9 protein-coding genes are annotated in these 13,563 nt (G+C 70.8%); all 9 read right to left on the reverse strand.

Translation table 11 applies throughout. The annotated features are described in order from the left end of the window. Positions 1–39: 39 nt before the first annotated feature. The 9 genes from BCF33_RS09060 to mtgA all read right to left on the reverse strand — a co-directional run bounded on the left by BCF33_RS09060 (position 40) and on the right by mtgA (position 13,560). A complete protein-coding gene (locus BCF33_RS09060) occupies positions 40–1,668 on the reverse strand; it encodes an alpha-D-glucose phosphate-specific phosphoglucomutase (RefSeq protein ID WP_106160628.1) in 1,629 nt (542 codons plus the stop codon). Between the two features lie 11 nt (positions 1,669–1,679). Further along, entirely contained in the window at positions 1,680–3,806 is a 2,127-nt protein-coding gene (gene glgX, locus BCF33_RS09065) for a glycogen debranching protein GlgX (RefSeq protein WP_106160629.1), read from the reverse strand. Continuing rightward, positions 3,803–5,170: a glycogen synthase GlgA gene (glgA, locus tag BCF33_RS09070; protein ID WP_106161511.1), complete on the reverse strand. Its 1,368-nt coding sequence runs from the start codon at positions 5,168–5,170 to the stop codon at positions 3,803–3,805. The genes glgX and glgA overlap by 4 nt, the downstream gene beginning before the upstream one ends. Continuing rightward, positions 5,164–6,432 (reverse strand): glucose-1-phosphate adenylyltransferase, encoded by a 1,269-nt coding sequence (glgC, locus tag BCF33_RS09075; RefSeq protein ID WP_245883793.1) that lies wholly within the window; start codon positions 6,430–6,432, stop codon positions 5,164–5,166. Before glgC ends, glgA begins: the two co-directional genes overlap by 7 nt. A 24-nt stretch (positions 6,433–6,456) precedes the next feature. Then, positions 6,457–8,625 carry a 1,4-alpha-glucan branching protein GlgB gene (gene glgB, locus BCF33_RS09080; RefSeq protein ID WP_245883794.1) on the reverse strand — a complete coding sequence of 723 codons (2,169 nt, stop codon included), beginning with the start codon at positions 8,623–8,625 and terminating at the stop codon, positions 6,457–6,459. A 45-nt stretch (positions 8,626–8,670) separates the two neighbouring features. Next, the gene (locus BCF33_RS09085) at positions 8,671–11,028 is read right to left on the reverse strand and encodes a glycogen/starch/alpha-glucan phosphorylase (protein WP_106160631.1); all 2,358 of its coding nucleotides are present in this window, start codon (positions 11,026–11,028) and stop codon (positions 8,671–8,673) included. Positions 11,029–11,095: 67 nt separating this feature from the next. Beyond that, the gene (gene queG / locus BCF33_RS09090; RefSeq protein ID WP_245883795.1) at positions 11,096–12,142 is read right to left on the reverse strand and encodes a tRNA epoxyqueuosine(34) reductase QueG; all 1,047 of its coding nucleotides are present in this window, start codon (positions 12,140–12,142) and stop codon (positions 11,096–11,098) included. Between the two features lie 9 nt (positions 12,143–12,151). After that, positions 12,152–12,817 (reverse strand): FtsZ-binding protein FzlA, encoded by a 666-nt coding sequence (gene fzlA, locus BCF33_RS09095; protein WP_106160632.1) that lies wholly within the window; start codon positions 12,815–12,817, stop codon positions 12,152–12,154. Positions 12,818–12,849: 32 nt separating this feature from the next. Further along, positions 12,850–13,560, reverse strand: coding sequence for a monofunctional biosynthetic peptidoglycan transglycosylase (mtgA, locus tag BCF33_RS09100; RefSeq protein WP_106160633.1), 711 nt, complete (start codon positions 13,558–13,560; stop codon positions 12,850–12,852). Positions 13,561–13,563: the final 3 nt, after the last annotated feature.

Below are 13,563 nucleotides of genomic sequence, written 5' to 3' on the forward strand. Positions count from 1 at the left end.
GGGCGGGATGGTGGAGCGGCGCAGGCGCCGCGTCCAGCCTCAGGTCGCGACGTCCGGCGCGTCCCGGCCGGTCGCCTCGCGGATGCCCGCCAATCCTTCCGCCGCCGCGATCATCCCGGCCAGGGCGTCCTGCGGATCGCCGCCGAAGGGCCCCTCCTCCTGAAGGTCCTCGAGATAGACCCGGAGCGTCGCGCCCTCCGTGCCCGTGCCCGACAGGCGCAGGACGATGCGCCCGCCCCCCCCCAGGACGATGCGGATGCCCTGGCCGGAGGACGTGCTGCCATCCACGGGATCGTGATAGGAGAACTCGTCCGCGGCCTCGACGGTGCGGCCGGCGACGGTCTCGCCCGGCAGGTCGGGAAGGCGCGCGCGCAGGGCCCTCATCAGACCTTCGGCGGATTCGGCATCCACCCCTTCGTAGTCGTGGCGCGAGTACCAGTTGCGGCCGTAGCGGGCCCAGTGCTCCTCCATGATCTCGGCCACGGACCTCTCCCGGACGGCCAGGACGTTCAGCCAGAGCAGCACCGCCCAGAGGCCGTCCTTCTCGCGCACGTGGTCGCTGCCCGTTCCGGCCGATTCCTCGCCGCAGATGGTCACGCGACCGGCATCGAGCAGGTTGCCGAAGAACTTCCAGCCGGTCGGCGTCTCGTAGCAGTCGATGCCCTTGGCCGCCGCCACCCGGTCCACCGCGCGCGAGGTCGGCATGGACCGCGCGGCGCCCGCCAGGCCGTCCGCGTAGCCCGGGGCGAGATGGGCGTTCGCCGTCAGCACCGCGAGGCTGTCGGAGGGGCCGACATAGACGCCGCGCCCGAGGATCATGTTCCTGTCGCCATCGCCGTCCGAGGCGGCGCCGAAGTCGGGCGCGTCCTCGGCCAGCATCGTGTCCATCAGCTCCCTCGCCCAGACGGGGTTGGGGTCGGGGTGGCCGCCGCCGAAATCCTCCCGCGGGGTGCCGTTGACCACCGTGCCCTCCGGCGCGCCCAGCCGGTTCTCCAGGATCTCGCGGGCGTAGGGGCCGGTGACGGCGTGCATCGCGTCGAAGCGGACGCGGAAGCCTCCCCCGATCAGTGCGCGCAGCGCGTCGAAGTCGAACAGCGTCTCCATCAGGTCGGCGTAGTCGGCGACGGGATCGACGACCTCGACCACCATGTCGCCCAGCCTGTGCTCGCCGGGCGCGGAGAGGTCGGCGTCCTCGGCGACGACGATGCGGTACTCCTCGATCTCCCTGGTGGCGGCGAAGATGGCGTCGGTGACCGATTCGGGCGCGGGCCCGCCGTTGGCGGCGTTGAACTTCACGCCGAAATCCGCGTCCGGACCACCGGGATTGTGCGAGGCCGAAAGGATGATCCCGCCGTCCGCGGCGCGCTGGCGAATGAGGTTCGAGGCCGCCGGCGTGGAGAGGAGCCCCCCCGCCCCGACGATGGCCCGCGCGACCCCGTGAGCGGCCATCATCCGCAGGATCACCTGCGCCGCCTCTTTCGCGAAGTAACGCCCGTCGCCGCCCAGGACGAGCGTACGCCCCCGAACGCCGCCGATGCCTGCGAAGATCGAGGCGACGAAGTTCTCGAGGTAATGGCGCTTCATGAAGACCCGGGTCTTCTTCCGCAGGCCGCTGGTGCCGGGCTTCTGGCCCGCGATGGGGGTCGTCGGAACCGTCTCGATCCGCATGGGGCCGCTCCTCATTCGTTGTCGGGCAGGACATAGGCGAGGACCGCCTGCCCGGGCATCTCGATCCGCTCTCCCCCCGAGGCCGGGGCGTCCGGATCGGCGCTGTTGAGCGCGAGCCGCCAGTCGCCCTCGGGCATCGTGACCTCGGCCCCGTCCCCGGCGTTCAGAATCAGCAGGACCGCGCCGCCCCGCTCGACGTAGCCCGGTGCCTCGGCGGCGATGCGCTTGACGCAGACGATCAGCCGGCGTTCGGGATCGGCCCAGTCCTCGTCCCGCATCGGCGCGGCGTCCTCCTTCAGCCAGAGGATGTCGCGGTTGCCGCTCGGCGTCTCCTCGGCATGGAGGAACCGCTTCTGCCCGAGGATCGGCTGCCCCTGCCGAAACGCGATGGCGCGGGCGGTGAAGTCCCTCATCTCGCCGGAGCCCTCGGCGTCCCAGCGGGTCCAGCCGATCGGGTTGTCCTGGGCATAGGCGTTGTTGTTGCCGTCCTGCGAGTTGCAGACCTCGTCGCCCGCCAGGATCATGGGCACGCCCTGCGCGACCATGAGCGTCGCCATCATCGCGCGGCGGCGGCGGGCGCGTGCTTCGCGAATCGCCGGGTCGTTCGTCCCGCCCTCGGCGCCCATGTTGTCCGAGAGGTTGTGGTCGTGCCCGTCGCGGTTCCCCTCGCCATTGGCCTCGTTGTGCTTCTCGGCATAGGCGGTGACGTCCGCCAGCGTGTAGCCGTCATGCGCCGTCAGGAAGTTGACGGAGGTGGTCGCCGGGCGGCCGGAATGGTCGAACTCCGGCGCGGAGCCAGCCAACGCCTCGGCCAGCTTGGGCACCATGCCGGGATCGCCCCGCCAGAAGGCCCGGACGTCGTCGCGGAACCGGTCGTTCCACTCGCGGAAGGGCCAGGGGAAGGCACCGACCTGATAGCCGCCCGGGCCGATGTCCCAAGGCTCGGCGATGAGCTTGACGCAGCGCAGGACGGGGTCCTGCCGTATCGCGTCGAGAAGCGGCGCGCGGGGATCGAAGCCCCCCTCCCCCACCCGGCCCAGCGTCGCCATCAGGTCGAAGCGGAACCCGTCGACGCCCATGATCTCGACCCAGTACCGCAAGGAATCCATCACGAGCTGCACGACTGCGGGGCTGTCGGCCTGGACCGTGTTGCCTGTGCCGGTGTCGTTGACGTAGCGGCGCGGATCCTCGGGGTTGAGTCGGTAGTAGAGCGTGTTGCCCAGACCCTTCAGGAAGAGGTGCGGCCCGTGCTCGTCGCCTTCGGCGGTGTGGTTGTAGACTACGTCGAGGATCACCTCGATCCCCGCCGCATGGAGCTTGGCGACCGTTTCGCGGAAGGCTTCGGGTCCCTCGCCGCCCATGTAGCGAGGCGCGGGCGCGAAGAAGCCGTAGCTCTGATAGCCCCAGTAGTTCGACAGCCCCTTCTCCACGAGGAAGCGGTCGTCCATGAAAGCGTGGACGGGCAGCAGCTCCAGCGCGGTCACGCCGAGCGCCTTCAGGTGCGCGATCACCCTGGGATCGGCGAGGCGGCGGATCGGCGAGCCCTCCACGCCTTCCATCAGCTCGGTCAGGCCGCGGGCATGGGCCTCGTAGATGACCGTGCGGTGCCAGGGATGTGCGGGGCGGGGCCCCTCCAGGGGAGGCATGTCCTTCACCGCGATGCAGCGCGGCATGAACGGCGCGCTGTCCCGGCCGTCCATGACGAGGTCGACCGCCTCGCCCTCGCCCACGGTATAGCCGTAGACCGCGTCGTTCCACACGACTTCGCCTTCGATGCGGCGGGCGTAGGGGTCGAGGAGGAGCTTGTTCACGTTGAACCGGTGCCCCTCCTCGGGCCGCCAGGGTCCGTCGGCCCGCAGGCCGTAGCGGCGGCCGGCCGTCAGGCCGGCGACGAAGCCGTGCCAGATGTCGCCCGTGCGTTCGGGCAGGCGCAGCCGTACCTCGCCACCTTCCCCGCCTTCGTCCCCGTCCCCATCGAAGAGGCAGACGTAGACAGCGGTGGCGTGCGGGGCGGCCACCGCGACGTTCGCGCCCCCATCCCCGACGGTGACGCCCAGCGGCAGGGGCTGGCCGGCGGTCACCGCGTGCCCGGCGGTTCCCAGGGCATCGCCTCCGACGGCACCGATGTGAGCGTTCATCCCGATATCCGGCGATAGAGAGCGGCATACTCGGCGGCCGAGACGTCCCAGCCGACGGGGTGCGCCATGCCGCGCCGTTGAATGCCCGTCCAGACTTCTTTGTTCCGATGGAGGGCGAGGGTCTTGTGAAGCGCGCGCGCCAGCTCGTGCGTGGTGACGTCGCGCAGCTTGATCCCGGTCGCCGCGTCGGCGCGCAGCGCGGCGTCGTTCGCGTCGATCACCGTGTCGGCGAGCCCGCCCACGTTCGCGACGACCGGCACCGTGCCGTGATGCAGGCCGTAGAGCTGCGTCAGGCCGCAGGGCTCGAACCGCGAGGGGATCAGGATCGCGTCGCCCCCCGCCATCATGCGATGCGACAGCGCCTCGTCATAGCCGATCCTCACGCCGACCAGCGGATGGGAGGCGGCTTCCCGGAAGCCAGCCTCGATGGCCACGTCGCCCGTCCCGAGGAGCGCCAGCGCGCCGCCTTGGTCCACCAGCGCGGGGAGGGCCTGGAGAAGGAGGTCCAGTCCCTTCTGCAGGGTGAGGCGTGAGACGACGACGCAGAGGGGGCCGTCCGTATCGGGAAGCCCGAACTCCGCCAGCAGGGCGGCGCGATGCGCGGCCTTGCCTGCCGGGTCCCCATAGGGCGGCGCCCAGGCTTCGGTGTCGATGCCGTTCAGGATGCCGTGCACGTCCGCGCCCCGATGCCGGATCAATCCGGCGAGGCCCATCCCGAAATCGTCCGTCGCCAGCTCGGCCGCGTATGTCGGGGAGACGGTCGTGACCGCGTCCGCGACCGCGATGCCAGCCTTGAGGGTGCTGATCTGCCCCCAGTACTCGGCCACCTCCCCCGACAGGTCCTCCGGGAGGAGGTGCATCGCGCCCGCGCGGTCCATCGGCGCGTTGCCCTGGAAGGCGACGTTGTGGATCGTCATCACCGAAGGGCCGCCCCGGCGGCGCGCGAAGAGCGGCGCGAGGCCGGCCTGCCAGTCGTGGGCATGGATCACGTCGGCGCCCCAGATCGCGCCCACCGCATCCGCCGCGAGCGAGAGGGCCGCGAACCGTTCGGGGTTGTCCGGCCAATCGCGCCCCTCCGGATCGAGGTAGGCGCCCCCCTCGCGCGCGAAGAGGTCGGGCGCGTCCAGGACGAAGAGGTCGAGCCCGGCCGCCCGGCCCCCGAGCACCCGGCCTTCCGGCAGGTCCACCTCGAGCGGCTCGGCGCCCTCGAGCGCGTCCATGACGGCCCCGTAGCCGGGCAGGAGGGTCCGCATCTCCACGCCGTGCGGGGCGAGCGCCCGGGGCAGCGCCCCCACCACGTCCGCGAGCCCCCCGGTCTTCACCAAAGGCACGCATTCGGAGGCGACCGAGAGGACCTTCAAGATGCGGCGGCCCTTCTGTCCAGCATGTCCTGCGTGATCAACGTCACGCCCCCTTCTGAGACGCGGAACCACCGCGCGTCCTCCTCCGGGTCCTCGCCGACGACGATGCCCTCCGGGATCCGGACGCCGCTGTCCACCACGCAGCGGGTCAGCCGGGCGCTGCGGGCGACGTTCACGTAAGGCAGCAGGACGCTCTCGTGCAGCTGGGCGTAGCTGTTGGTGTTCACCATCGTGAAGAGGACGGAGTTGCGGACCTCCGTGCCGGACACGATGCAGCCCCCCGCCACCATCGACGAGATGGCGAGGCCGCGCCGATCCTCCTCGTCATGGATGAACTTGGCGGGCGGCACGCTCTCCGAGTAGGTCCAGATCGGCCAGTCCCGATCCCAGAGGTCGAGCGCGGGCGTGAAGTCGGTCAGGTCGATATGGGCCTTCCAATAGGCATCCACCGTTCCGACGTCGCGCCAGTAGGCAGGCGCCTCGGCCGAGCTGCGCACGCAGCTTTGCGTGAAGCGGTGGGCGACGGCCTTCCCGTTCTCGACGATCCAGGGGATGATGTCGCCGCCGAAGTCGTGCTTGGAGTGGGGGTCGTCCGCGTCGCGCTGCAGCAGCTCGCGCAGGTAGCTCCACCTGAAGACGTAGATGCCCATGGAGGCGAGGGTCACGGCCGGGTCGTCCGGCGTGCCGGGCGGGTCGGCCGGCTTCTCGAGGAAGCCGGTCACCCGGTCGTCCGCGTCGACGGCCATCACGCCGAATGCCGACGCCTCCTCGCGCGGGACGGTCAGGCATCCGATCGTCACGTCCGCGCCCGTGTCCACATGCTGCTGGAGCATGATCTCGTAGTCCATCTTGTAGATGTGGTCGCCGGCGAGGATCAGCACGTAGTCGATGTCGTAGTCGTCCACGATGTCGATGTTCTGCGTCACCGCGTCGGCGGTCCCGAGATACCACTTCTCCTCCGAGACGCGCTGGGACGCGGGGAGGATGTCGAGATACTCGTTCCGTTCGGCGCGAAAGAAGGACCAGCCGCGCTGGCAGTGGCGGATCAGGCTGTGCGCCTTGTACTGCGTGGCGACGGCCATCTTGCGGATGCCCGAGTTCAGGGCGTTCGACAGGGCGAAGTCCACGATCCGGGTCTTGCCGCCGAAGGGCACGGCCGGTTTCGCGCGGCGGTCCGTGAGCTCCTTCAGGCGCGAGCCGCGCCCGCCGGCGAGGACGAAGGCCACCGTTCGGCGGCTCAGGCGGTCCATCGAGGGTGTCGCCATCGGTCTTTCTCCCTTTCTTCCTCGCTAGCCTTCGTGGCGGAGCATCACCGTCCCGAGCGGCGGGACCACGATCTCGGCCTGGAAGGGCTGCCCGTGCGAGCCGCCCTCGCGGGCCGTCACGCCGCCGAGGTTGCCCTTGCCCGATCCGCCATAGCGTTCGGCATCGCTGTTCAGCACCTCGGCCCAGCGCCCGCCCTTCGGCAGGCCGACGCGGTAGCTCGCCCTCTCGACCGGGGTGAAGTTGCAGGCGATCAGGACGGGCGCGTCCCCGCCCCTGCCTTTGCGCAGCCAGACGAAGGTGCTGTTGGCGATGTCGTCGCCCACCACCCACTCGAATCCCGCCGGCTCGGCGTCGAGGACGTGGAGGGCGGGCGTCTCGCGATAGACGCGGTTCAGGTCGCGGACCCATTCGCGCACGCCCTCGTGCATCCCTTCCGTCGAGAGGTGCCAGGGTAGCGTGCCGTCGTGATCCCACTCGCCGGGCTGCGCGAACTCCTGCCCCATGAAGAGGAGCTTCTTGCCCGGATGCCCCCACATGAAGCCGTAATAGGCCCGCAGGCTGGCGAAGCGCTGCCATTCGTCCCCGGGCATCTTGCCCAGCATCGAGCCCTTCCCATGCACGACCTCGTCATGGGAGATCGGCAGGACGAAGTTCTCGGAGAAGGCGTAGTGCAGCCCGAAGGTCATCAGGTTGTGGTGCCACTTCCGATGCTCGGGCGCCTTCTCCATGAAGCGCAAGGTGTCGTTCATCCACCCCATGTTCCACTTGTAGCCGAAGCCCAGCCCACCCCGGTCGACCGGCGCGGAGACGCCGGGATAGGACGTGGACTCCTCCGCGACGGTCATGATCCCGTCCACGTTGCCGTAGACGGTCGCGTTCATCCGCTGGAGGAGGGCGATCGCCTCGTAGTTCTCGCGCCCGCCGTCCTTGTTGGGGATCCATTCCCCCTCCCTCCGGGAGTAGTCGCGGTAGAGCATGGAGGCGACCGCATCCACGCGCAGCCCGTCGACGTGATATTCCTCCAGCCAGTAAAGGGCGTTGGCCGAGAGGTAGTTCGCCACCTCGCGGCGGCCGTAGTTGTAGATCAGGGTGTTCCAGTCCTGATGGAACCCCTCCTTCGGATCGGCATGCTCGTAGAGATGGGTGCCATCGAAGCGCACGAGACCGTGCTCGTCCGCAGGGAAGTGGCCCGGCACCCAGTCGACGAGGACGCCGAGGCCCGCGCGGTGGGCCGCGTCCACGAGGTCGCGGAACTCGTTCGGGGGGCCGAAGCGGATCGTGGGGGCGTAGAGGCCGACGGGCTGGTAGCCCCACGAGCCGTCGAAGGGATGCTCCGAGACGGGGAGCAGCTCGATATGGGTGAAGCCCATCCACGCGGCGTACTCCACCAGCTCGCCTGCCGCCTCGCGGTAGGAGATCGGGCGCCCGCCCTCGCGCCGGCGCCAAGAGCCGAGATGGACCTCGTAGATCGAGATCGGGGCGTCGCGGCGGTTGCGGGCGGCGCGCCCTCGCATCCAATCCCCGTCGGTCCAGCCATAGCCGCGAAGGTCGCGCACGACGCTGGCCGTCTTTGGGGGATGCTCGGAGCCGAAACCGACCGGGTCGGCCTTCAAGGGCCGAACGACGCCGTCCGGCCCGGTGATCTCGTAGCGGTAGAGCGCCCCCTCGCCCACGCCGGGCGCGAAGGCTTCCCAGACGCCGGTTCCGCCACGCGGCCGCATGGGAAGGCGGCGCCCGTCCCACCAGTTGAAGTCGCCCACCACGGCGACGCGCCAGGCGTTCGGGGCCCAGACGGCGAAATGGGTGCCTCCGGCGCCGTCGCGCTCGGTGACGTGGGCGCCGAGGGCCTTCCAGAGGCGCTGGTGCGTTCCCTCGCCGAGGAGGTACTCGTCGACCTCGCCGAGGAGGGGGCCGAAGCGGAATGGGTCCTCCGCCTCCCACTCCCCTCCGTGGGCACGGCCGCGCAGGGTGTAGGGGCCGTCGGGCACCAGACCGGCGAAGACGTCCGTCCCTTCGATACGGGCGAGCGGATGCGCCTCGCCCGCCGAGAGCGCCGCCATCTCCTCGGCGCCGGGATCGAAGGCCACGACCCAGCCGTCGTGGCGGCCGAGGACCGACCACGCGTCGGGGTGGGTGCCGTCCGAGATGGCGCGGGCCTCGTCGTGGCCGATTGGCGGGGCGGTGTCCTTCAAGTTGCCGCGCCCTCCCCTCGATCCGCCCTCTCGCGGGGCCCTGCTCTAACGGGAGCCTAACCCGGGAACGGGGGCGACGTTCCAGACCTCGTCCATGTAGCCCCGGATCGTCCGGTCTGAGGAGAACCAGCCCGAGCGCAAGGCGTTCGCGACCGCCATGCGCGCCCACCGGGCGGGATCGGCGAAGGCGGCGTCCACCTCGCGCTGCGCGCGCCAGTAGTCGTCGAAGTCGGACGCGACGAGGAAATGGTCCGATCGGCGGATGTCCGCGGCGAGGCTGGCGTGGCGCGCCGGCTCGCCCGGCGAGAAGGCGCCCCTTTGCAGGGCATCGAGCGCCCGCTCCAGCCGGTGCGAGACGACGATGGCCCGCGCCGCGTGATCCGGAAGTGCGCGACGCTTCATCGCCTCCTCCGCCGTGAGGCCGAAGAGGAAGAAGTTCTCCGCCCCCACATGCTCGCGGATCTCGACGTTCGCGCCGTCGAGCGTGCCGACCGTCGGCGCGCCGTTCAGGGCGAACTTCATGTTGCCGGTGCCGGAGGCTTCCTTGCCCGCGGTGCTGATCTGCTCGGAGAGGTCGGCCGCCGGTATAAGCAGCTCGGCGAGCGAGACGTCGTAGTCCGGCAGGAAGGCCACGCGGAGGCGGTCACGGGTGGCCGGATCGGCGTTCACCACCGCGGCGACGTCGTTGATCGCGCGGATGATTTCCTTGGCCAGGGCGTAGCCCGGCGCGGCCTTGCCCGCGAAGATCTTCAGCCGTGGGGCGTGCTCGCCCCCGTCCCGCAGGTCCTGCCAGAGCGCGATCGTCTCGAGGAGGTTGAGGTGCTGGCGCTTGTACTCGTGGATGCGCTTGACGTGAACGTCGTGCATGAAGCCCGTGGGGGTGCCGCAAGCTCCGGCGAGCCGGGCCTGGTTCGCGCGCTTGACCTCCATGAAGCGATCCAGCCAGCCGGCATCGTCCAGCATCGGCTCCAGCTCGCGCAGCCGCTCGGGCTCCATCACCCAGCCCGGACCCAGCGCCTCGTCGTAGAGCGCGGCGAGGCCGGGGTTGCAGCCGCGCAACCAGCGGCGCGGGGTGACGCCGTTGGTCTGGTTCACGATCCGGCCGGGATGGGCGCGGTGCAGCCCCTCGAAGACCGTCCGCTTCATCAGGTCCGTGTGGAGCGCCGAGACCCCGTTCACCCGGTGCGACATCACGAACGCCAGATCGCCCATGCGCACGACGCCATGGTCGATCACGCTGCCGGGCCGCTGGGGCGTCTCGGCGTAGTGGCGCGCGTCGATCTCGCAGATGATCTGCATGTGGCGGGGCAGGAGGTGCCACATGAGGCCTTCGGGCCAGGCCTCCAGCGCCTCCGGCAGGAGGGTATGGTTCGTGTAGCCCAGGCAGGCGCGGGCGATGCGGATGGCCTCGCCCATCTCGACGCCCCGTTCGTCCGCCAGAAGGCGCACCAGCTCGGGCGCCGCGAGGGCGGGGTGCGTGTCGTTCATCTGGATCGCCGCCCGGTCGGGCAGGTCCGCAGAGGTCCCGCCCGCCGCCTCGTGGCGCCGCAGCACATCGGCGACGGAGGCGGCGCAGAGAAGGTATTCCTGCTTCAGGCGCAGGGCTTGGCCGGCCTCGTGCCCGTCCTCGGGATAGAGGACGCGCGCCAGGGCGCGGGCGCGGGCCTCGCCCTCCTGGGCGCCGACATGGTCGCCCGCGTTGAACTGCTGCAGATCGAAGGGCTCGTGCGCGGCGGGCTGCCAGAGGCGCAGCGTCGCGCACCATTCCCCGCCCCAGCCAGGGACCGGGACGTCATGGGCGCGCGCGTCCACGAACTCGGACGGATGCCAGGCGCCGTTCGCCACATGGCCCGCGAAGCCCACCGTCACGTCGCGCGCGGGACGGCGCACCGAGAGCATGTCGGCATGAAGCCAATGGTCCGCCCGCTCGACCTGCCGCCCCCCTTCTAGGGATTGCGCGAAGAGCCCGTGCTCGTAGCGCAACCCATAGCCGAAGGCCGGCACGCCGAGCGAGGCGAGGGATTCGAGGAAGCAGGCCGCGAGGCGCCCGAGCCCTCCGTTGCCTAGGGCCGGGTCCGGCTCCTCCGCCAGCACGTCGGCGAGGCGGACGCCATGCACGGCGAGGGCCTCCTCAGCCTCATCGAAGAGGCCGAGGTTGCGCAGGGCATCGCCCATCAGGCGGCCGACCAAGAACTCCATCGACAGGTAGGAGACGTGCTTCGCGCCCCGCGCGCCCCGCCGGGCATCGACCCAGACCGGGCCGATCCGCTCCCGCAGGACGGAGCCGAGAGCGACCGCCCATGCGCCGGGCGGCGCCTCCTCCGGCGCCACGCCGCGTTCGGCCATCAGGCGGCGCGGCAGGTCGCGGCCCAGATCGGCCGCGGCGACGGTGTCCTTGGGCATGAAGGATGCCTCTCACTCTTCCCGGCGGCGAGGTAGCCCCGTCCCGCCGGCGATAACAACCCAGCCGTCACGAAACGGTCGCAAGGCGCCTCAGCGCCCAGCGCCCGGCCTCGGCCACGACGGGGTCGGCATCGGCCGCAAGGTGGCGGGCAGGTTCCGCCAGCGCGGGATCGCCGCTGTTGCCGATCGCGTAGGCGACGTTGCGGACGAAGCGGGCCCGCCCGATCCGCTTCACGGCCGTGCCCCTGAACCGTTGCCGGAAGGCTGCATCGTCCAGCATTGCCAGCTCGGCCAGGGGCGTGGGACTGTCCCTCGCCACGAGGCGTGCGTCCGAGGCGGCGACGGCGAACTTGTTCCAGGGACAGACGGCGAGGCAGTCGTCGCAGCCGTAGATGCGGTTGCCGAGGCCCGGGCGCAGATCCTCGGGCACGGGGCCGGAATGCTCGATCGTCAGGTACGAGACGCAGCGCGTGGCGTCGAGGCGGAAGGGCGCGGGAAAGGCGTCCGTCGGGCAGACGTCCAGACATCTCCGGCAGGTGCCGCAGTGCTCGGCCTCGGGGGGATCGCGGTCCAGGGCCACCGTGGCGAAGATCGCCCCGAGGAAGGCCCAGTTGCCCCAGTCGCGGCTCAGCACGTTGGTATGCTTGCCCTGCCATCCGATCCCGGCGGCCTGCGCCAGCGGCTTCTCCATCACGGGGGCGGTGTCGACGAAGACCTTGATCGCCTCGCCCGGGACCTCCTCCAGCAACCACCGCCCGAGCCGCTTCAGGCGCTTCTTGACGACGTCGTGGTAGTCCCGCCCCTGCGCGTACACGCTGATCGCCCCCCGCGACGGATCAGCGAGCTGGGCCAGCGGATCGGCCTCGGGCGCGTAGCTCTCGGCCAGCATCACGACCGAGCGGCATTCGGGCCAAAGCGCGCGGGGATCGCCACGCCAGGCCGTCCGCTCGCCCATCCACCGCATCTCGCCGTGATGGCCCGCCTCGAGGAAGACGCCCAGCCGCTTCGGCGCGTCCGGGATGGCGTCCGGACCGGTGATGCCGCAGGCGGCGAACCCCTCCTCGCGCGCACGGGCGCGAAGCCTCTCGGTCAGGGAGGCTTCACACGAGGTCACGGCGGCGGATCAGAAGTCGAGGTCGGCGTAATGCCGGGGCGGCGGCGAGCCCGGGATCGCGTCCGCCAGAAGGGGCCGGAAGGCCGGGCGCGACTTCACCTTGGCGTACCAGTCGTGGACGAGGGGAAAGTCCTGCCATGGAACGTCCGATATGTAGTCGAGGCAACTGAGATGGGCAGCGCCGGCGAAGTCCGCAAGGCTCATCGCGTCCCCCGCCAGCCAGCGCCGCCTGTCGAGAAGCCAGGACATGTACTCCAGATGATAGCGCCGCCGCGCCGCGCCCGCCTTCACGCGCTTGGAATCGGGATAGCCCTGCCCGAACACCTTCCTGTTCAACCGCTCGCCCACCAGCTTCGACGTCACCTCGCGGTCGAATCCGTCGTCGAACCAGGCGACCATGCGCCGGACCTCCGCCCGCTCCTTGGGATCCTTGGGCATCAGGGCGGGGTCGGGCCGCGTCTCCTCGAGGTACTCGCAGATCGCGGCGCTCTCGCTCATCACAGCGCCGTCGATCTTCAGCACGGGCACCTTGCCGGCGGGGTTGCGGCGCATCAGCTCGGCCGGCTTCTCCCAGTAGGGCTCGTCGACCAGGCGGACCTCCAGCTTCTTCTCCGCAAGGCTGAGGCGGACCTTCCGGCAGAAAGGGGACAGCGGATAGTGGTAGAGCGTGATCATGCCCGCCCCCTAACGCCGCCCGCGCACCGCGCTCAACCCTCGAAGCAGGCGGCCCGCCCGTCCCGGCGGATGACCTCCGCCCCGTCCATGACGACCCGCATCCGCCGCAGGTCCCGCTCGGAGAGGTCGGAGGCGTTCCGCCCCTTGGGGTTCGGCAGCACCACGGCGAGGCGCGCGGCCTGCTCGGGCGTGAGGTCCGCGGCCGGGACGCCGAAGTAGCGGCGGGCCGCGGCTTCCGCGCCGAAGACGCCCTCGTCGAACTCGGCGACGTTGAGATAGACCTCCAGGATGCGGCGCTTCGGCCAGATCAACTCGACGAGGGGGGTCAGCCCGGCCTCGATCGCCTTGCGCAGCCAGGACCGGCCCTGCCAGAGATAGACGTTCTTCACGGTCTGCTGGCTGATCGTCGAGGCGCCGCGGCCCGCCCCGTCCTCCATGGCGGCGCGGATCGCGTCCATGTCGAAGCCCCAATGCGCGCAGAAGCTCGCGTCCTCGGCCGCCACGACCGACCGGACGAGGACGGGGGCCATCTCCTCGAGGGGGATCCAGCGCCGCTCGATCCCGCCCAGGCGCACCCCTTCGGAGACGACGTAGGGCGTCGTCGGGGGACGCACCACGGCATAGAGCGCGACCATCGACACCGCGAAGGCCATGGCCGCGAGAAGGACGCGCCGCAGCCACCGCGCCCCGAAGCGCCGCCACGGCCCCGCCCCGCCGCCCTTCTTCCGTCTGCGCTTCGCCATCGG

Source organism: Hasllibacter halocynthiae (genome assembly GCF_003003095.1).
Taxonomy (GTDB): Bacteria; Pseudomonadota; Alphaproteobacteria; order Rhodobacterales; family Rhodobacteraceae; genus Hasllibacter; species Hasllibacter halocynthiae.